This is a genomic window from Planomonospora sp. ID91781 (assembly GCF_015711595.1).
In the GTDB taxonomy this organism is placed as follows: domain Bacteria; phylum Actinomycetota; class Actinomycetes; order Streptosporangiales; family Streptosporangiaceae; genus Planomonospora; species Planomonospora parontospora.
In genome coordinates this window covers 36,730-55,534 of the sequence record NZ_JABTEY010000003.1, presented here as the reverse complement: position 1 = coordinate 55,534, position 18,805 = coordinate 36,730, and the positions used below count along the sequence as shown (strand labels likewise).

14 protein-coding genes are annotated in these 18,805 nt (G+C 74.4%); 9 read left to right on the top strand and 5 right to left on the bottom strand.

Going from position 1 to position 18,805, the window contains the following annotated elements; all coding sequences use genetic code 11:
- Positions 1-62: 62 nt before the first annotated feature.
- Positions 63-1,250: a 4-hydroxybenzoate 3-monooxygenase gene (gene pobA / locus HS048_RS30610; RefSeq protein WP_196469583.1), complete on the bottom strand. Its 1,188-nt coding sequence runs from the start codon at positions 1,248-1,250 to the stop codon at positions 63-65.
- A 108-nt stretch (positions 1,251-1,358) separates the two neighbouring features.
- On the opposite strand from pobA, the gene HS048_RS30605 reads away from it, so the two are divergent.
- From HS048_RS30605 to HS048_RS30595, 3 genes are all read left to right on the top strand, one after another.
- On the top strand, positions 1,359-1,871 hold the full coding sequence (locus HS048_RS30605) for a 2'-5' RNA ligase family protein (RefSeq protein ID WP_068904452.1): 513 nt from the start codon (positions 1,359-1,361) through the stop codon (positions 1,869-1,871).
- A gap of 63 nt (positions 1,872-1,934) precedes the next feature.
- Positions 1,935-2,306, top strand: a complete 372-nt coding sequence (locus tag HS048_RS30600) for a hypothetical protein (protein WP_196469582.1) — start codon at positions 1,935-1,937, stop codon at positions 2,304-2,306.
- Positions 2,307-2,309: 3 nt separating this feature from the next.
- Positions 2,310-6,740: a caspase family protein gene (locus HS048_RS30595; RefSeq protein WP_196469581.1), complete on the top strand. Its 4,431-nt coding sequence runs from the start codon at positions 2,310-2,312 to the stop codon at positions 6,738-6,740.
- A gap of 76 nt (positions 6,741-6,816) precedes the next feature.
- Here the strand turns inward: HS048_RS30595 and HS048_RS30590 are convergent, their stop codons facing one another.
- A complete protein-coding gene (locus HS048_RS30590) occupies positions 6,817-7,170 on the bottom strand; it encodes a hypothetical protein (RefSeq protein ID WP_068904456.1) in 354 nt (117 codons plus the stop codon).
- Positions 7,167-8,459: a zinc metalloprotease gene (locus tag HS048_RS30585; RefSeq protein WP_196469580.1), complete on the bottom strand. Its 1,293-nt coding sequence runs from the start codon at positions 8,457-8,459 to the stop codon at positions 7,167-7,169. Before HS048_RS30585 ends, HS048_RS30590 begins: the two co-directional genes overlap by 4 nt.
- Before the next feature lie 340 nt (positions 8,460-8,799).
- On the opposite strand from HS048_RS30585, the gene HS048_RS30580 reads away from it, so the two are divergent.
- From HS048_RS30580 to HS048_RS30565, 3 genes are all read left to right on the top strand, one after another.
- The gene (locus HS048_RS30580; RefSeq protein ID WP_084009127.1) at positions 8,800-9,150 is read left to right on the top strand and encodes a DUF3140 domain-containing protein; all 351 of its coding nucleotides are present in this window, start codon (positions 8,800-8,802) and stop codon (positions 9,148-9,150) included.
- A 568-nt stretch (positions 9,151-9,718) separates the two neighbouring features.
- Entirely contained in the window at positions 9,719-10,849 is a 1,131-nt protein-coding gene (locus HS048_RS30575; RefSeq protein WP_307832707.1) for a glycosyltransferase, read from the top strand.
- An 89-nt stretch (positions 10,850-10,938) separates the two neighbouring features.
- Positions 10,939-11,916 (top strand): aldo/keto reductase, encoded by a 978-nt coding sequence (locus HS048_RS30565; RefSeq protein ID WP_068904459.1) that lies wholly within the window; start codon positions 10,939-10,941, stop codon positions 11,914-11,916.
- Positions 11,917-12,016: 100 nt separating this feature from the next.
- Here the strand turns inward: HS048_RS30565 and HS048_RS30560 are convergent, their stop codons facing one another.
- Positions 12,017-13,366 carry an erythromycin esterase family protein gene (locus HS048_RS30560; RefSeq protein WP_196469579.1) on the bottom strand — a complete coding sequence of 450 codons (1,350 nt, stop codon included), beginning with the start codon at positions 13,364-13,366 and terminating at the stop codon, positions 12,017-12,019.
- 172 nt (positions 13,367-13,538) lie between these two features.
- On the opposite strand from HS048_RS30560, the gene HS048_RS30555 reads away from it, so the two are divergent.
- Both HS048_RS30555 and HS048_RS30550 read left to right on the top strand, forming a co-directional pair.
- Entirely contained in the window at positions 13,539-16,115 is a 2,577-nt protein-coding gene (locus tag HS048_RS30555) for an ATP-binding protein (protein WP_196469578.1), read from the top strand.
- A 117-nt stretch (positions 16,116-16,232) separates the two neighbouring features.
- Positions 16,233-16,568: an MmcQ/YjbR family DNA-binding protein gene (locus HS048_RS30550; RefSeq protein ID WP_196469577.1), complete on the top strand. Its 336-nt coding sequence runs from the start codon at positions 16,233-16,235 to the stop codon at positions 16,566-16,568.
- A gap of 64 nt (positions 16,569-16,632) precedes the next feature.
- Here the strand turns inward: HS048_RS30550 and HS048_RS30545 are convergent, their stop codons facing one another.
- On the bottom strand, positions 16,633-17,115 hold the full coding sequence (locus HS048_RS30545; RefSeq protein ID WP_229799033.1) for a flavin reductase family protein: 483 nt from the start codon (positions 17,113-17,115) through the stop codon (positions 16,633-16,635).
- A gap of 407 nt (positions 17,116-17,522) precedes the next feature.
- Here HS048_RS30545 and HS048_RS30540 point away from each other — a divergent pair, with 407 nt between their 5' ends.
- Positions 17,523-18,740: an LLM class flavin-dependent oxidoreductase gene (locus tag HS048_RS30540; RefSeq protein ID WP_196469576.1), complete on the top strand. Its 1,218-nt coding sequence runs from the start codon at positions 17,523-17,525 to the stop codon at positions 18,738-18,740.
- The last annotated feature ends 65 nt before the right edge of the window (positions 18,741-18,805 follow it).

Here is an 18,805-nt window from a genome sequence, read left to right as displayed (position 1 = left end):
CGGGCCTGACCGCCGCGCCCTCGCCCCCTGACCAGCCGCGCCGGGGCGCGGCGGCCAGGTCCTCACGGTCCTGCCGGGTCCCCGTCCTCGTACGGCAGGCCGACGTAGTTCTCCGCGAGCGTCGCCGCCGCGGCCTCCGACGACGTCACGTAGTCCAGGTGGGACAGCTGCAGGCGCCGCCCGTAGGCGTCGTCGGAGTCGAAGGTGTGCAGCAGCGTCGTCATCCACCAGGAGAAGTGCTGGGCCCGCCACACGCGCTTCAGGCAGGCCGCCGAGTAGCCGTCGAGCAGTTCGGTGGAGCCGTCGGCGTAGAAGCGGGCCAGCGCCCCGGTCAGCACCCGCACGTCCGCGACCGCCAGGTTGAGGCCCTTGGCGCCGGTGGGCGGGACGATGTGCGCGGCGTCGCCGGCCAGGTACAGCCTGCCGTACTGCATGGGCTCGGCGACGAAGCTCCGCAGGGGCGTGACGCCCCTCTCGAAGATCTCGCCGGTGGCCAGGGAGAAGCCCGGCACCGTCTCCAGGCGGGTCCTCAGCTCCGCCCAGACGCGCTCGTCGGGCCAGTCGGCGAGGTCGGTGCCGGCGGGGACCTGCAGGTAGAACCGGCTGACCTCGGGCGAGCGCATGCTGTGCAGGGCGAAGCCGCGCTCGGTCCGCGCGTAGATCAGCTCCTCGGCGGAGGGCTCGACGCGGGCCAGGACGCCCAGCCAGGCGAAGGGGTACTCCCGCTCGTAGGCGGTGAGCACGCCGTCCGGGATCGACGGCCGGGTCACCCCGTGGAAGCCGTCGCAGCCGGCGATGACGTCGCAGTCCAGCCGCTCGCCGCCGCCGAAGGTGACGTACGGCCGGTCGGTGCCGATGTCGTGCACCGCCACGTCGTCCACCTCGAAGCGGACGTCGCCGTCCGCCGCGAGCCGGGCGGCGATGAGGTCCTTGACGACCTCCTGCTGGCCGTAGACGGTGATGGCCCGGCCCGGCACCAGCCGCTCGAAGGCGATGCGGTGGCCCGCGCCGCCGTACCGCAGCTCGATGCCCCGGTGGGGGAGGCCCTCGCGCAGGAGCCGCTCGCCCACCCCCGCGGCGACGAGGGTGTCGACCGTCCCCTGCTCCAGCACGCCCGCCCGCACCCGCCTCTCCACGTACTCGCGGCTGCGGCGCTCCAGCACCACCGAGGAGATCCCGCGCAGATGGAGCAGATGGGAGAGCAGGAGACCGGCGGGGCCCGCTCCGATGATCCCGACCTGAGTTCGCATGCGGTGAGCATGGTGGGCGGCGGCGCCGGCTGCCGAGGCCGGTCTTCCGCCCAGTGGGAGATCAGGACGGAATCGCCGGTGCCGATCCGGCGGCGCTAGTCTTCCGGCATGGTCGCCGCGCTGGAGCTCTACCTCGATCCGGCCGCCGAGAAGCGGATCAGGACCCTGTGGAGGGCGCTGGCCCAGGCCGGCGTCCAGTCGATGGGGGAGCTGCTGAAGGGCCGGCACCGCCCGCACGTCTCGCTGCTCAGCGCCGCCGAGCTGGACGGCCCCGGAGTGGCCGCGGCGCTGGCGGGCATGGACGCCGCCCCGCCGCTGGAGCTGCGGTTCGACTTCGTCGGGCAGTTCCTGGGCCGGGTGCTCTGGCTGGGCCCGGTCCCCACGGCGGAGCTGCTGGCCCACCACGCGGCGGTGCACGGGCGGCTCGACGCGGCGGGGATCGGCGGTTTCGACGTCTACCGGCCGGGCGGCTGGGTGCCGCACTGCACGCTGTCGATGCGGGTGCCGCACGCGGTGCTGCCCGGCGCGATCCGGCTCTGCATGGACTTCCTGCCGATCCGGGCGACCGTGACCGGCGCGGCCGTGGCCGACCACGCGAGAGATCTCTTTACCCCCCTGTGAGGAGAGCGGAGTTCACGGAACGACCCCCGCTGTCTACTTTGGGGATGAAACGGGGGAAATGTCATGCATATCGTGGTGAACGCGGAGACGGGAAGCCGGGACCACCTGCGGGAGCTGTACGCGTGGCTGCAGGAGGAGACGGACCTGCGCGGCCGCGTGGTGATGGAGGAGCGGCCGCCCGATCCCGGGACGATGGGGCCGTCCCCCGAGGCGCTGCAGGTCCTGCTCGACGCCGGGGGCACGCTCTGCTCGACGGCCGCGACGGTGATCGCCTGGCTGCGCACCCGCACCGGAGAGGTGAGCGTCAGGCTCGCCGACGGCGACAGGGAGATCGAGGTCGGCGCCTCGGGCCTGCGGAACCTCGAGCACACGCAGGTCGACGAGATCACCGAGCAGGTCGTCCAGACCTTCCAGAAGGCCGGCAGCCGAGGGTGACCCGTGGCGGCGGACGGGGCCCCGCACCCGCCTGACGCGGTGACGGCGGGCGGGCCGCCGCCGGAGCCGTGGGAGGCTCCGCGGCTCGCGCTGTCCGCGCCGGGGACCAGGGTGCTCCTGGCCGGGACCGGCACGCACGGCCCCGGCTCGCGGCTCCCCCCGGTCCCCGCCGTCCCGGCCACGATCGAGGACCTCGGGGGCTGTCTCGTCGAGCGGGCCGGCCTGGACCCCGCCGACCTGACCACGCTGGTCGACCCCGCCGATCCGGGGAGGCTGAGCGAGGCCGTGGTCCGGGGCGCCCGGGAGGCGACGTCGGTCCTGATGTTCTACTACGTGGGCCACGGGGTCGTCAGCCCGAGCGGTGAGCTCCACCTCGCCACCTGCGCCACGGCCGATCTCACCCGGGGTGCGGCCGCCTATCAGGCGCTGCCGTACTCGGTGGTGCGCGAGGTGCTCTCGCAGTGCCCGGCCGAGAACGTGGTGGTCGTCCTCGACTGCTGCTTCGCCGGGCGGGCGCGGGGGGCGCCGCATCCGGGGGCCAGCGACGCCTTCGACGCGGCCTGGCCGGGCGCCTACCTGCTCACCTCGTCCGGCAGGGACGAGGCGTCGTGGGCGCTGCCGGGCGAGCGGTGCACGGCGTTCACCGGTGAACTGCTCCGCCTGCTGCGTGAGGGCGACCCCACGGGCCCGCCGGTGCTCACACTCGACCACGTCTACCGGTTCCTGGCGCGGGCGCTGCCGGAGAAGGGCCTCCCCCGCCCCCGGCGGCAGGCCACCGACCTCGGCGACCGCTGCCCGTTCGCGGTGAACCCGGCCTACCGCGCCCCGGCCGCCGCGACCGCCCCGCGACCGGTGGAGTCCGGCGAGGAGAGCCCCTATCGCGGGCTGAGGGCGTTCGGCCCCGCCGACGAGCGGCTGTTCCACGGCAGGCGGGAACTGACGCGGAGCCTGGTGGGGCGGGTGCGGGAGCGGCTGCGGGAAGGCGGTCCGCTGCTGGTCACCGGGCCGTCCGGGTCGGGGAAGTCCTCCCTGCTGCAGGCCGGTCTGATCCCGGCGCTGCGGCGCGCGACCGCCGGCGGCCTGCGGTGCGTCGTCCTCACCCCCGGGACCGATCCGGTGGCGGAGTTCGTCCGGCGGGTCGCGCCGCTCGCCGTACCGGAAGGCGGTGACGGGCGGGAAGGCGGTGACGGGCCAGTGCTCGTCGTCGTCGACCAGTTCGAGGAGCTCTTCACCGCCTGCCCGGACGAGGCGCTGCGCCGGAGGTTCGTCGGTGCGCTCACCGGGATCTGCGAGAGGCGGGAGGGGGAGGGACGGCCGCCCACCGCGGTCGTGGTCGCGGTCCGTGCCGACTTCTTCGGCCACTGCGCCGCCCACCCCGAACTGCTGGAGGCGCTCAAGCACCCGGAGGTGGTCGGCCCGATGACCGCGGCCCAGCTCCGGGAGGCGATCGAGAAGCCCGCGGCGCAGGCGGGCCTGGTCCTGGAGGAGGGCCTGGTGGACCTCCTCCTGGAGGACCTCGGGACGTCCGGCCCGGCGGAGGCCCGGCCCGGGGTGCTCCCGCTGCTCTCCCACGCGCTGCTCTCCACCTGGCAGCGGCGCACCGGTCCCGTCCTGACGCTCGCCGCCTACCGGGCCTCCGGCGGCATCTCGCGGTCCCTGGCGATGAGCGCGGACGACACCATGCGACGGCTCGGGCCGGACGCGCGGCCCGTCGCCCGCGAGCTGTTCCTGCGCCTGGTCCACCTGGAGGCCGGGACCGACGACACCCGCCGGAGGGTCGCCGTCGCCGAACTGCTGCCGGAGGACGGCCACCGCGGGGCGGCCGTCCGGGAGGTGCTCGACGAGTTCGTCCGCGCCCGCCTGGTCACGGTGGACGAGGACACCGCCGAGATCACCCACGAGGCGCTCATCCACGCCTGGCCCCGGCTGCGGGAGTGGCTCGACGCCGACCGGGCGGGCCTGCTCGTGCGCCGGCGCCTGACGGCGGACGCCGAGGCGTGGGAGCGGCACTCGCGCGACCCCTCCTACCTCTACTCCGACAGCCGCCTGGCCGCGGCGCGGGCCGCGGTCCGCGCCGCCGCCGAGGACGGGCCAGCCGGACCGGAGAGGGCCTTCCTGGAGGCGTCGGCGCGGCGCGACCGCCGCCGCAGGCGGGTCGCGGCATCGGTGATCACCGCGCTGGCGTCCCTGCTCCTGGTCGCGGTGACGGCGGGCGTGTACGCCCGGGTCCAGGGGCAGGAGGCGCTCGACCAGCGGAACCGCGCGACCGCCCGTCAGCTGGTCGGCACCGCGCTGAAGGTCCCCGACACCGCGCTGGCCGCGCAGCTGCGCCTCCAGGCCTACCGGCTGGCCCCGATCCCGGAGACGCGCGGAGCGGTGATGGCCGCCCGCACCCGGCCGCTCGGGGCCCGCGTCCTCGGCCACACGGGCTACGTCTACGACGTCGACTTCGGCCCCGACGGCCGGACGTTCGCCTCGGCCTCGGCCGACGGCACGGCGCGGCTGTGGGACACGACCGGCGCGGGCGGGCCCCGGCAGGCCGCCGTCCTCACCGGCCACGCCGACGAGGTCCACGGGGTGGCCTTCCACCCCGGCGGGAGACTGCTCGCGACCTCCTCCGCCGACGGCGCCGTGCGGATCTGGGACGTCGGAGCACCGCGCTCCCCGCGCCGGGTCTCGGAGTTCCGCGCCGGGGCCGGGAGCCTGAACGCGGTGGCGTTCAGCCCCGGCGGCACGCTGCTCGCGCTGTCGTCGGCCGACGGCACGGCCCGGCTGTGGGACACGCGCGATGCGGCCCGCCCCCGGCCGGCGGCCGTGCTGGCCGGGCACGCCGACGAGGTGCGCGGGATCGCGTTCGGCCCGGACGGCCGGACGCTCGCCACCGCCTCCATGGACCGCACGGCGCGGCTGTGGGACATCACCGATCCCGCCCGCCCGAGGGCGGTCTCCGTCCTGCGGGGCCATGTCAGGCCCGTCCAGGCCGTGGCGTTCGCACCCGGCGGGACCACGCTGGCCACCGGGAGCCAGGACTCCACGGTGCGGATCTGGGACGTGCGCGACCCCGCCCGGCCCCGGCGGGCCGCGCACCTCACCGACGCCACCGACAGCGTCTACGACCTGGCGTTCGGCGCGGGCGGCCGTGTCATGGCGGGTTCCTCGAACGACGGCGGCGTCTACGTGTGGGAGACGCGGGCCGGGGGCGCACCGGTCCTGTCGGAGATCCTCGAGGGACACACCGACACCGTCTTCGCGGTCGCCGCGGCTCCTCGCGGTGCCGCCCCTGCCGGGGCGTCCGGAACCTCCGGAGCTTCCGGGGCCGCCGGGCGCGGAGACCTCGTGAGCGCCTCGGGCGACCTGACGCTGCGGGTCTGGCCCGCCGCCGGGGCGGGCGGCGTCCCCGGCACGCCCCGTCTCGTCGGGCAGCGGGGGGAGCTGTGGGACATGGCCGTCAGCCGGGACGGCCGTACGGTCGCCGGGGTGTTCGGCGACGGCACCGGCAGGCTGTGGGACGTGCGGGACCCGGAGCGGCCGCGGATCATGGGAACGCTCAGCGGACACGGCAACGGCGTCCAGCAGGCCGTCTTCAGCCCGGACGGGCGGTTGCTGGCCACCGCGTCCTGGGACGAGACGGTCCGGTTGTGGGACGTGGCCGATCCCGCCCGGCCCCGGACGCTGGCGGTCCTCCGCCCCGGCGGGGACCTGGCGCTGTCGGTGCTGTTCGCCGGCCGGGACGGCCGGACCCTCATCACCTCCTCGCAGGACGGGACGGTCCGGTTGTGGGACGTGGCCGACCCGGCCCGGCCGAGGCCCGTGGCGACCCTGCCCGGCCTGCGGGAGAAGGTCTCCGGCCTGGCGCCGAGCCCGGGCGGCGGAGTCGTGGCGGCGGTCCCCACCGGGCGGTCGGTCCGCCTGTACGACGTGCGGGACCCCCGGCGGCCGGTCGGGCTGGGCACACTCACACCCCCCGGCGGCACACTGGCGGGGGCGGGCTTCGCCCCGGACGGGCGCCTGCTGGCGACCACCTCGACGGACGGCACCGTGTGCCTGTGGGACGTCTCCGACCCCGCGCGCCCGTCCCGCCTGGCCTCGTTCGCCGGACACCCGGTCTCCGGCATGGGGGCGGCGTTCAGCCCCGACGGCCGGACGCTGGCCACCACCGGGGAGGAGGCCGCCCTGCGGCTGTGGGACGTGGCGGATCCGGCCCGCCCGCGACTGCGCGCGGTCCTGCAGCGGGACGACCGGCCGATGGGCGACGTCGCCTTCCTGCCCCGGGGGGACGTGATCGCCACCGCCGGCGACGAGGGGATCCAGTTGTGGGACTCCGGCGTCGAGGAGTCGGTCCGCTACGTCTGCGAGCGGGCCGGGGCAGCGATCACCGGGAAGGAGTGGCGGCAGCACGTCCCGGACCTGCCCCACGACCCACCGTGCCGGTGACCGCGTTCATCAGGATCCACCGGGGTTCGCCGGGGTTCGCCGGGGTTCATCAGGGCTCGCCGGGGTGCGTCGGGGTTCATCGGGCGACGGTGAGCACGCCGTCCTCGCAGGAGAGGACGACGAGCTCGAAGGGGTCGCCCCGGCCCTCGGGGAAGGAGACCCGGACGCGGCCGGAGCCGTGGTCCCGCCACCGGCCGAGCGTCTCCCGCGGGCGGTCGTCCGGGCCGGGACGGAGCTCGGCGAACGTCCCGTCGGGCCGGAACTCCAGCCCGTCGCGCACCCGCCGGGAGGGCTGGAACGGGTGCTCGGCGGGGCGGTACACCGCCGTGCTGCCGGTGTCCTCCTCGTGGGAGTGGAGCCACGTGCCGACGATGTCGGGGGTCCCGGCCGCCGCTCCGCCGTCCGCGGGGTCCTCGCGGCGGCCGGTCATCCGCCGGGGCGGTCGCCGCCGCCGACCATGTCGATCACGGTACGGATCTCCTTCAGGACCTCGGCGGCCAGCCGCTCGCTGTCCCGCAGCAACCGTCCCACCTCGCCGTCCGGTCCGGCATGCCCGTCCGGACCGGGCTGCGCGGGTACCGTCGCCGCGTCCGCCGCGGCGGCGCCCGCCGTGCCCGCCGTACCGGTCACACCCGGAGCGGCGGCGGGTGCGGGCCAGTGCGCAGGTCCGGGCATCGCGGCCTGCTGGGTGATCCCGCCCGGGGCGGTCCCGTTCCTGACCGGCCCGCCCGCGGCAGGCGGGGCGGACAGGGCGGACAGGGACGGGGACGGAGCCGTCAGGGCGCCCGAGGCGACCAGGAAGGACGCCCGGGCGCCCTCCAGGCAGGCGTCCATCCGCTTGGACTGGCCGCGGGTGAACATGAACATGGCGGCGTCGTCGGTGTAGTCCATGTAGTTGACGAACATGTCCCCGTGCGGGCCGTTGCCGCAGGAGACGTGCGGGAAGACGGGGGAGCCGGTGTTCGCGTCGGCCTGGTTCGGTGTGTCGGCGACCTTGTCGTCGCTGCTGCAGGCCCCGTCGTCGTCGCCCCAGATGTGGTACAGGTCCAGCCAGTGGCCGATCTCGTGCGTCGCGGTGCGTCCGCCGTCGAACGGGGGCGCGGCCGTACCGGTGGTGCCGAACGCGCTGTGCAGGATCACGACGCCGTCGGTCTGCGGGGGGCCGCCCGGGAACTGCGCGTAGCCGAGCAGCCCGCCGCCCAGCTGGCAGACCCAGACGTTGAGGTACTCGTCGGTGGGCCACGGGTCGGAGCCGCCGGACGCGGACGACTTCACGGCGTCGTCGAAGCCGAACGACGTCCGGCCGGTCGGGACCCGGACGATCCCGTCCGTCGGCTCGCCCTCCGGGTCCAGCGCCGCCAGCCGGAACTCGATCCTCGCGTCCGCCACCAGCGGCCGCCACACCTCGGGAACCTTGTCCAGGTCGGGATTGGCGGCGCGGAAGTCCCGGTTGAGGACGGCGATCTGGCTGTGGACCTGGTCGTCGCCGATGTTCTGCGCCGGGACGGCGGGATTGTGCACCACGTGGACGACGACCGGGATGGTGACCACGTCGGTGCGGGCCGGGGAGCGCCGCCCCCGTTCGTACTGGAGCGCCCGGTTCTCGATCACCGCGCGCCGGGACCGGTAGGTCGTGCTCTCGTTGAGCAGCCTCCGGTGCACGAGCATGGTGCCGCACAGGTCGCGTGTCGGCGGCTGGGAGAGGTCGGATTCGGTCACGGCACGTCCTTCTTCCGGATGCGAACCGGTGTCTGCTCAGGTCGTACCGCACCCGGCCCGGCTTCACGCCCGCGGCGCGGCAGATCTTCCCCGGCTGGGGATTCTTGCCCGTTGCCGTTGCCGTTGCCGTTGCCGTTGCCGTTGCCGTTGCTCGTGGTCGGTGGTCGGTGGTCGGTGGTCGGTGGTCGGTGGTCGGTGGTCGGTGGCGTGTGGTCCGTGGCGCGCGGGAGGGACCGGCGAATGCCGCGGACCGGCGATGGTCGAGGTCCCGGTGGGTACGGTCACCGTTGCGCCGGACCCGGACCGCACACCGCCGGGACGGCAGGACAGGAGGATCATCATGACCGACCGTTCAGACCCGGAGCGCGACCACCTGTGGGACGAGTTCCACCGGTCCGTGAACATGACCTCGGAGGAACTGCGGGCCTTCCTGATGGCGTCCGCCTCCGGAGAGGACGCCCTTCCCGTGGACGCGGAGCAGGCCATGCCGGAGCTCGGCCGCGGGGTGCTCACCGTCCTCGCCAAACGCAAGGTCGATCTCACCCCTGACGACCTCGACACGATGCGCAGGGTCGTCGAGCTCGTGGGGAGCCTGAAGGCAGGCGCCTCCGCGGCCGAGGACGACGAGCGGCGGCGTGTCCTGATGGAGGTCGGCCACGATCCGCTCAAGCCCTCGAGGACCGAGGACTGAGACGGGCCGGAGGCCGAGTGGAGGACCCCGCCGGGTCGGAGGCCGGGCACAGGACCCCGCCGGGCCGGGGCCAGACCGAGGGCCGAACCGGGCCGGGGACCGGGCCGGGTCGGAGCCCGACCGGACCGCGGCGGGGAGGCTCCGGTTCGGCCCGGGACCGGCCGGTTCCGGGGGGCGGCCGGATCCTCCGCGCGGGAGGCCGGTCGACGGGGTTTCCCGTCTTCTCCGGCCGGGTAAATGGCGGCTTGCGACCGTCTCGCGCCGGAGGGAGACCTCCGGCGGCAAGCCTGCCGGGCGGCTGCGCACGGCAGGCCGGTCGCGCCAACGCCGCGCCCTCCCCGACTCGGGGAGACGGACGTGCGGCCCTCCGACCGGCCGGGCGCGGGCGAGAGCCCCCCGGCCCGGGCACCGATCGGATGTGAGCACCCTGTCCTGTGATGATCCGTCGGCCGGTGAAGATCCGTCGGTCTGCGATGATCCGTCGGTCCGTGATGACCCGTCGGTCTGCGCGTGCCCGGCGCGGCGGGGGGACGCGGCGGACGGGACCGGCCGGCCGGCGGCCGGACGCGTGACGGTGGTGGTCGCCAGCCGGGACCGCCGCGATGATCTCGAACGGTCCCTGGCGCGCCACGAGTGCCCCGTGATCCTCGTCGACAACGGTTCGGTCGACGGCAGCCCGGCCTTCGTGCGGCGGCGCTTCCCCCGTGTCCGGGTGATCGAGCTGGGGCGGAACCTCGGCGCGCAGGCCCGCAACGTCGGCGCGCGGCACGCCTCGACCCCCTACGTCGCCTTCGCCGACGACGATTCCTGGTGGGCCCCCGGCGCGCTGGAGCGTGCCGCGGACGTGCTGGACGCCCACCCCCGCCTGGCGGTGCTGGCCGGACGGATGCTGGTGGGCCCGGAGGAGCGGCCGGACCCGATCTGTGCGGAGATGGCCGGTTCCCCGCTCGGGACGGAACCGGACCTTCCCGGCCCGAGCGTCCTAGGGTTCATGGCGTGCGGAGCGGTGGTGCGGCGGGAGGCGTACCTGGCGGCCGGCGGCTTCGACGATGTCGTCTTCTTCTACGGGGAGGAGGAGCGGCTGGCGGTGGACCTGGCGGCGGCCGGCTGGGGACTGTCCTATGTCGAGGACGTCGTCGCCCACCACCACCCGTCGCCCTCGCGGGATCCGCAGGGCAGGCGGGTCCTGGCGGTGCGCAACGCGCTGCTCACCGCGGTCCTGAGGCGGCCGTGGCCGGTGGTGGCCCGCAGCGCGCTCACCGCCGCGTGCGGCGGGGCGGAGGGACGGCGGGGGCTGTGGCACGCCGTCCGGCGGCTGCCCCGGGCGCTGGCGGGCCGCCGGGTGCTCCCACCCCGGATCGAGGCGGCGCGGCGGCTGCTGGAGACGGGGCCCCGGACCCCGGGTCCGGGGCTCCTCGCGGTCCTCCGGCGGATGAGTGATCAGCCGTCACTCCGGGTAGTCGGTCCCTGGCAGGGAATGAACTCGGGGGAAGAGAGTCCGATGACCGGCACACCGAATCCGATCGAACTGCAGAAGCACCTCTCGGGCGTCGACTACCCGGCCAGACGCGACGACCTGGTGCGGGCGGCCCGGGAGCAAGGGGCCGACGACGAGATGATCAAGGCGCTGCAGGAGGTCCCGGACAGGGAGTACGACGGGCCCAACGCCGTCAGCAAGGCCGTCGCCGGGCGGAGCTGACGGTCCGCTCCGCGGGCCCGCCCGTCCGCCGGGCCGTTCCGGCGGGTCCCCGCCCGGCCAGGGTGCGCCGTACGGCTACGATCGGGCACGTGGAACAGCGCATTCTAGGAAAAACCGGTAGAAACATCGGAGTCGTCGGACTCGGGGCCTGGCAGCTGGGCGCCGACTGGGGTGAGGTGGGCGAGGACGAGGCGCTGGCCACCCTGGAGGCCGCGGTGGACTCCGGGGTGAACTTCATCGACACGGCCGACGTCTACGGCGACGGCCGCAGCGAGCAGATCGTCGGACGCCTGCTCAAGGACCGGCCCGGGCTGACCGTGGCGACCAAGATGGGCCGGCGCGTCGCCCAGGAGCCGTCGGCCTACACGCTGGACAACTTCCGCGCCTGGACCGACCGGTCCCGCGCGAACCTCGGCGTGGACACCCTCGACCTGGTGCAGCTGCACTGTCCGCCCACGCCGGTCTACTCCTCCGGCGCCGTCTTCGACGCCCTGGACACCCTGGTGGAGGAGGGGCGCACCGCCGCCTACGGGGTGAGCGTGGAGACCTGCGAAGAGGCGCTGACCGCGATCGCGCGGCCGGGCGTGGCCACCGTGCAGATCATCCTCAACGCCTTCCGGCTCAAGCCCCTGGAGCGGGTGCTCCCGGCCGCGGCGGAGGCCGGGGTCGGCATCATCGCCCGGGTCCCGCTCGCCAGCGGCCTGCTGTCGGGCAAGTACGACGAGTCCACCGTCTTCGCCCCCGACGACCACCGCAGCTTCAACCGGCACGGCGAGGCGTTCGACGTCGGCGAGACCTTCTCCGGCGTCGACTACGCCACCGGCCTGGAGGCGGTGCGCCGCCTGAGCCCGCTCGTCCCGGAGCGGATGACCACGGCGCAGTTCGCGCTGCGCTGGATCATCGACCAGCCCGGTGTCTCCGTGGTCATCCCCGGCGCCCGCAACCCCGGTCAGGCCCGCGCCAACGCGGCGGCCGCCGAGGCGCCCCCGCTGCCCGCGGACACCCTGCAGCGGGTGCGGGAGGTCTACGACGAGCTGATCCGGCCCCAGGTCCACCACCGCTGGTGATCCGGCGGGCGCACGGGGCGGTGGTCGGCAGCGCCGTGGTTCGCGGGGCGGTGGTTCACGGGATGGCGGTTCGCGGAGCGGTGGTTCACGGGATCGTGGTTCACAGCGCCGTGGGGAACGTCTCGGGCTCCGCCTCGCCGGGCGGCTCGCCGTGCAGGGGGCGCAGGGCGCTCGTCCGGTCCAGCCAGAGGAACGCGTCGTAGCGGCGGCCGGGAACCGTCCGGACGTAGTTGCGCAGGTGGTCGCGCTCCGGGTGGTAGACCACGCCGATGGCCCGGTGGCCCACCGGCCGGTCGTACCACCCGGGCCGGTCGCCGGGCGGCGGCACGACGAACAGCGCGCCCTCCGGTTCGGCCTCGTGCAGCAGCGACTCCAGAGACGCCGACCGGGCGGGCGGGACCGGCATGACCTCGGCCGGCGCGCCCCACTCGTCGCCCGCGACCACCGTGCCCCGGTGCGTCCCGAAACCGACCAGCACCACCGCACCGCCGTCGCCGTCGGAACCGCCACCGCCGCCGTTCCCGCCGTTCCCGCCGTGCCGCTCCCGGACCAGCTGCCCGAGGTTGGTCATCCCGGCCGCCGCCATGTCGGTGGCGCGGGCGTCGCCGACATGGGTGTTGTGGGCCCAGACGACCGCCTTCGCGCCGTCCCCGTAGAACCCGGTCAGCCGGTCGAGGGTGTCGGCCATGTGGACGTCGCGGACGTTCCACGACTCGGCCCCGCCCCGCAGCATGGCGCGGTAGTACTCCTCGGCCCCGGCCACGACCTCGGCGTTCTGCCGGGCGGCGAAACCCGCCTCGTCGTCCGGCGCGGACCGCCTGACCGCCGTCAGCAGGCCGACGGCCGCCTCCTCGCAGGACTCCGGGAGCAGGCGCAGCGCCAGGCCGTACTGCTGCGGGTCGTGCCCGCGGGCCTCGAAGCAGTGCAGCGCGCGCAGCACCGCGTCGGCCTGCTCGGGCAGGTGGCGGAGGGCGTAGCCGCGCACGGCCCGCAGCGAGTCCCACAGGCTGTAGACGTCCAGGCCGTGGAAGCCGCAGCGCGCCCGCGTCGGCAGGGAGTCGTTCCAGCCGCGCAGCCACCGGCAGAAATCCGCGACCTCCTCGTTGGCCCACATGAACGAGGGCCAGCGGGCGAAGCCGTACACGGCCTCGCCGGGAGACTCGTCGCCGATGCCGGTGACCGCCCGGTGGATCCGGTGGCAGTCGGGCCAGTCGCCCTCGACGCCGACGAACCGGAAGTCCTTCTCGGTGATCAGCCGCCGGGTGAGCGCGGCCCGCCAGGCGTAGAAGTCGTGCGTGCCGTGGCTCGCCTCGCCGATCAGGACGTACCGGGCGTCGCCGATGCGTTCCAGCAGCGGGTCGAGGTCCTCGGGTACGGCCAGCGGCAGCGCCGACCGCCTGATCTCGTCATGGTCGCCCGAACGGGACACGGGCGCCTCTCGCTGAACCATGGCGGAGCCGTACCCGCGATACACCGGCTCGATTCTGTATGCAGGAAGAAAAAGTCGTATATGTCCGCATTGTCATAGCCTGGTGGGAAAGATGGGTCTATGGCCTCTGTTTCGGCCGCAGTCGCGGATCGGGCCGATCGGACGCAGGGACCTGAGGGGGAGAGACGGGGCCGTGGAGGCAGCACAGCGCGTTGGCGACGCACGGCGGTCGCGGACCGAGAACCCGCCCGGTGCGCCCTCCGTGCCCGGCGCCGCCCTGCTGGACCGGCTGACCCACCTGGCCGCCCGGCTGCTGGAGACACCGGCCGCGCTGGTCGCCCTCACCGGCAACGGCGGGCAGGTGGTGGTCGGCGCGGCCGGACCGGCCGGGCGGCGGCCGGGACCGCGGCCGCCCCTGCCCGCCTCGCTGTGCGAGCGCGTCGCGGCCGGCGACGGCCCGCTGGTGGTCTCCGACACGAGGACCGACGAGCGGCTGCGCCGCGACCGGGTCATCGGCGGGCTGGAGGCGGCCGCCTGCGCCGCGTTCCCGCTGCACGGACCCGGCGGCGAGACGCTCGGCGCGCTGTGCGCGATCGATACCGAACCCCACCGGTGGAGCCGCGCGCAGCTGGAGCTGGCCGGTGACCTCGCCCGGACGGTGGAGGAGGAGCTCTCCGCGCTGCGGGTGGGCGGAGGCCGGCCGGAGGAGGGGCAGACCTTCCTGCAGGCGCTGCTGGACAGCCTGGACACGGGGGTGGCGGCCTGCGACCGCGACGGCAGGGTCGTCCTGGTCAACAGGGTGCTGCGGGAGAGCCGGCCGCCCCTGGTGGGGGTGCACGTCGACGACCTGGCCGGGCTTTACGGCATGTTCGCGGCGGACGGGCGGACCCCGCTGCGGCCGGAGGAGGTGCCGCTGGCGCGGGCGTTCGCCGGCGAGCGGGTCGACGGCCAGGAGGTGGTGGTGCGGACGGGCGACTGCGGCCCGTGCCGGACCGTCGTCAACGGCCGCCCGATCGAGACCGCCGACGGGCGCCGCCTGGGAGCGGTGGTCGCCGTCCGCGACGTCACCGACCAGCACCGGACCCAGGCGCTGCACCGGGCCCAGCACGCCGTGGCCCAGGTGCTGGTCGACGCCTCCTCCAGCGAGGAGGCGGCCACCGGCGTGGTGGCCGCGGTCACCGACGCCCTCGGCTGGACCTGCGGGGAGTACTGGCAGGTGGATCCCGGAGAGGACGGCCTGACCCGCATCGGCCTGTGGAACCGTCCGGGACGCGACCTCCGGGACTTCACCGCCGGATCCCGGCTGAGGCTCCAGCGCGGGCGGGGACTGCTCGGCCGGGTGTGGGAGACCGGCCGCGAGCTGTGGATCTGCGATCTGTCCCGGGATCCCCGTGACTTCCTCCGCAGGGAGGAGGCCCTGCGGGCGGGGCTGCGCGCCGCCGTCGCGCTCCCGGTGCGCAGCGGCCGGCAGGTGCTGGGCGTGCTGGTCTTCGCCAGCGACACCGTCCAGGAGCGGGACGACGAGCTGATCGCGCTGCTCGACGGGGTCTGCGCCCACGTGGGCCGGTACATGGAGCGCCTCCGCGCCGAGGAGCTGGCCCTGGCGCTGGCCGCCAGCCGCCGCCGGTTCGAGCAGATCGTCACCCACGTCAACGACGACGTGTGGACCGCCGAGATCACCCCCGACGGCAGGGCGCGTCCGGTGTACGTCAGCACCTCCGGAGCCGGGATCCTCGGCGAGCGGGTGCCGCCCGGGGGCGGGGACGGCGGGGACGGCGGGGACGGCGGGGACATGGTCGCCATCGTCGGCCGCTACGTGCACCCCGACGACCGGCCGGTCTTCACCGCCTTCTGCGAGCGGCTCATCTCCGGCAGCCCGGCGGAGGCCGAGTTCCGCCTCGCCGGGCTGGACGGGGTGACCCGCTGGGCCTGGATCCGGGCGCTGCCCCGCCGCGAGGGCGACCGGTTGTTCGTCGACGGCATCTCCACCGATGTGACCGAGCGCCACCGGATGGCCGAGGAGCGCGAACGGCTGCTGGCGGAGGAGCAGCGGCAGGTGCGCCGCCTGCGGGAGCTGGACCGGATGAAGGACGAGCTGGTGGCGCTGGTCAGCCACGAGCTGCGCAGCCCGATCGGCGCCATCCGCGGTTACGCCGAGATGCTGCTGGACGACCCGGACCTGGGCGGCGAGCAGCGCGCCTTCGCCGACGTGATCGACCGCAAGAGCGCCGACCTGCAGCGGCTGGTCGACGATCTGCTGGACCTGGCCCGCCTGGACGCCGGGCGCATCGCCATCGACCCCCGCCCGGTCTCGCTGACCCGGCTGCTGAACCAGAGCGTCGAGGACCACCGGCCGGCGGCCGCGGCCAAACGGCTGACCGTCCGGGTCGACCTGGACCGCCACCTGCGCGTGCACGCCGACCCGGCCCGGCTCCGCCAGGTGGTGGACAACCTGCTGTCCAACGCGGTCAAGTACACCCCCGCGGGGGGCGCCGTCACCGTCGCCGCCCGCCGCGAGGGGGACGAGGTGACCGTCACGGTGGCGGACACCGGCATCGGAATCCCCTCCGAGCAGTATCCGCAGTTGTTCGGCCGGTTCTTCCGCGCCTCCACCGCCAAGGAGGCCGGGATCAAGGGCACCGGCCTGGGACTGGCCATCATCCGGGCGATCGTCGAGGCGCACGGCGGGACCGTGACGGCGGCGCCGAGGGAGGGCGGCGGCACCGTCTTCACGGTCCGCCTGCCCGCGGAACCGCCGCAGGAGGAGTGACCCGGCCGCTGTCCGCCCCCGGACCTGCCGGGCGACCGCGCCCGGGGCCGGGCCTTCCCCGGCGGGGTCCTGCGGACGCGGTACATGCGATCATGGAACGTGTCTGATTTCGATCGTGTGCGTGACATCGCTCTGGAGCTGCCCGAGGTCGAGGAGTCCGTGTCCTGGGGCACGCCCTCGCTGAAGGTCCGGGGCCGGCTCTTCCTGCGCCGCTACGAGGACCCCGAACTCACGGTGGTCAAGGTCTCTCCGGAGGAGCGGAAGGCGCTCACCGAGGCGCGCCCCGAGGTCTTCCTCGTCACCCCGCACTACGAGAACCACCGGTACATGCTGGTGCGTACGGCGGAGCTGGCGGAGGAGGAACTGCGCGAGCTGGTCGCCGAGGCCTGGCGGTTGAGCGCCCCGCAGCGGCTGGTGAAGGCCTTCGACGAGGACGCGGGCGCGGACGCCTGAGGGGACCCCGGCGCCGGACCGGCGCCCGTCCCCGCCGGGCCGGCCGCCCGGCGGGGACGGCGGGTCACCCGGGGGTGTGGAAACCCCGCCGGTACCAGAGCAGGGCCTTGCCCGGACCGCCGGAGCGGATCTCGGCCAGTGCCCCCACCAGCAGATCGTGATCGCCGATCGGGACGGTGCCCCACCGCACGCACCGGAAGGACGCGTGCGCGTCCGGCAGGTACGGCAGGCGGGCCCCCGGCCAGACGGCGAAATCGCTGTCGGCGAACCGGTCGACGCCGTGGGCGGCGAACTTCAGCGCCAGGTCGCGGTGCTGGTCGCCCAGCACGTTGATGACGAACTCGGAGGACGAGACGAGCGCCTCATGGCAGCTGGACGTCCTGGACAGGCCGACCAGCACGAGCGGGGGGGACAGCGAACCGGAGGTCACCGAACTGGCGGTGAACCCCCAGCGGCGGCCCTCGCGGTCGATGGTGGTGACGATGGTGATGGGGCCGGCGATCAGCGTCATCGCGTCGCGGAACTGTTGAGCGTCGACCAGGGACACAGGGCTAGGCGCCGATAACGTCACGGATCGGGCCTTTCATCGGGTCGGTGCTTCAGCCGGCGGCACGGCCCATCGGACAGCGCCGGTAGCGCGGCTTATCGGACAAACCGAGTGTCGGAGCGGGGAAGCGGCGGGAAGAACCCCTGCCCGCCCCCTCATGTCCCCGCCGGACGGGTACAGCGGGTCCCGTCGGCTGTTTCCGGACGCGCGATCGCGCCGCCGGAACCCCTAGGCGTCCCCGGTCCGCCCCCTAGGATTCGCGGCCCCATTCCTATGTTCCGCGGTCACTCTTGCGTGGCCGATCGGCGGGCTCGAATACTCACTAAGGCATCATTCCGGGAATTTGCTGATAATTACGGCAACAATGGGGAGCGAGCATGCGTTTCGGACTTCTCTACCATCTTCAAGTGCCTCGGCCCTGGACCGAGGAGAGCGAGGAGCGGGTGCTGCGCGAGGCCCTGGAGCAGGTCGAACTGGCCGACCGGCTGGGCTTCGACTACGTCTGGGCCACCGAGCACCACTTCCTGGACGAGTACTCCCACTCCTCCGCGCCCGAGGTCTTCCTCGCCGCCGCCGCGGCGAGGACGGAGAACATCCGGCTCGCCCACGGCATCGTCACCCTGCCCCCCTCGGTGAACCACCCGGCGCGGGTCGCCGAGCGCCTCGCGACCCTCGACCTGATCTCCGGCGGCCGCGTCGACTTCGGCTCCGGCCAGGGCAGCACCCAGCACGAGCTGGGCGCCTTCGGGATCGACCGGGCGACCAAGCGCGAGCAGTGGCGCGAGGCGATCGAGGTCGTCACCCGCATGCTCACCGAGGTGCCCTTCACCGGTCACCAGGGCGAGTGGGTCAGCATGCCGCCCCGCAACGTGGTCCCGAAGCCCAAGCAGAAGCCGCACCCGCCGCTCTGGGTGGCGTGCAGCTCGCCCGAGACCATCGCGGCCGCCGCGCGCTACGGAATGGGAGCGCTCTCCCTGGCCTTCGTCACGGTCGAGGAGGCCCGGGAATGGGCGGAGTCCTATTACCGGATCCTCACCTCCGAGGAATGCGTTCCGCTCGGTAAGGCGGTCAACCCGAACTTCTCCGTCGTCACGCCTTTCATGTGCCATTCCGACGAGGAAATCGCCCTCGACCGGGGTCTCGACGGCGCGTATTCGCTCTTCTACGGATTCATGCACTATTACGTCAACGGTCAGCACCGGCCGGGGACCACGGACATCGCCGCGGGGTTCGAGCAGGCGCGCGAGATGATCGGCCTGACCAGGAACCCGCCGGCCGGCATGGACCCGACGCTGAAGGCGCGGATCGACTCGCTCCGCCGGGGGATCGGGACGCCCGAGCAGCTGGCCGAGATGATCCGCTCCTACGAGGAGGCCGGCGTCGACCAGATCATCTTCCAGACGCAGATCGGCAGCACGCGGCACGAGCACATCTGCGAGGCGCTGGAGCTCTTCGCCGCCGAGGTCATGCCGGAGTTCGCCGAGCGGCGCGTGGAGAGCGAGGCCGTCAAGAGCGAGCGGCTCGCCGTACCGATCAAGGAGGCGCTGGAGCGGATCGAGCCGAACACCGCGGACGTCTCCGACTACGTGATCAGGACCGACATGGAGTCGTTCCCCCAGTCGTGACCCCCCTTCCGCCTCGATGCCGCAGGTGTTGAGGCTTCCGTCCTCACACCCCTGGAGCCTGGAGG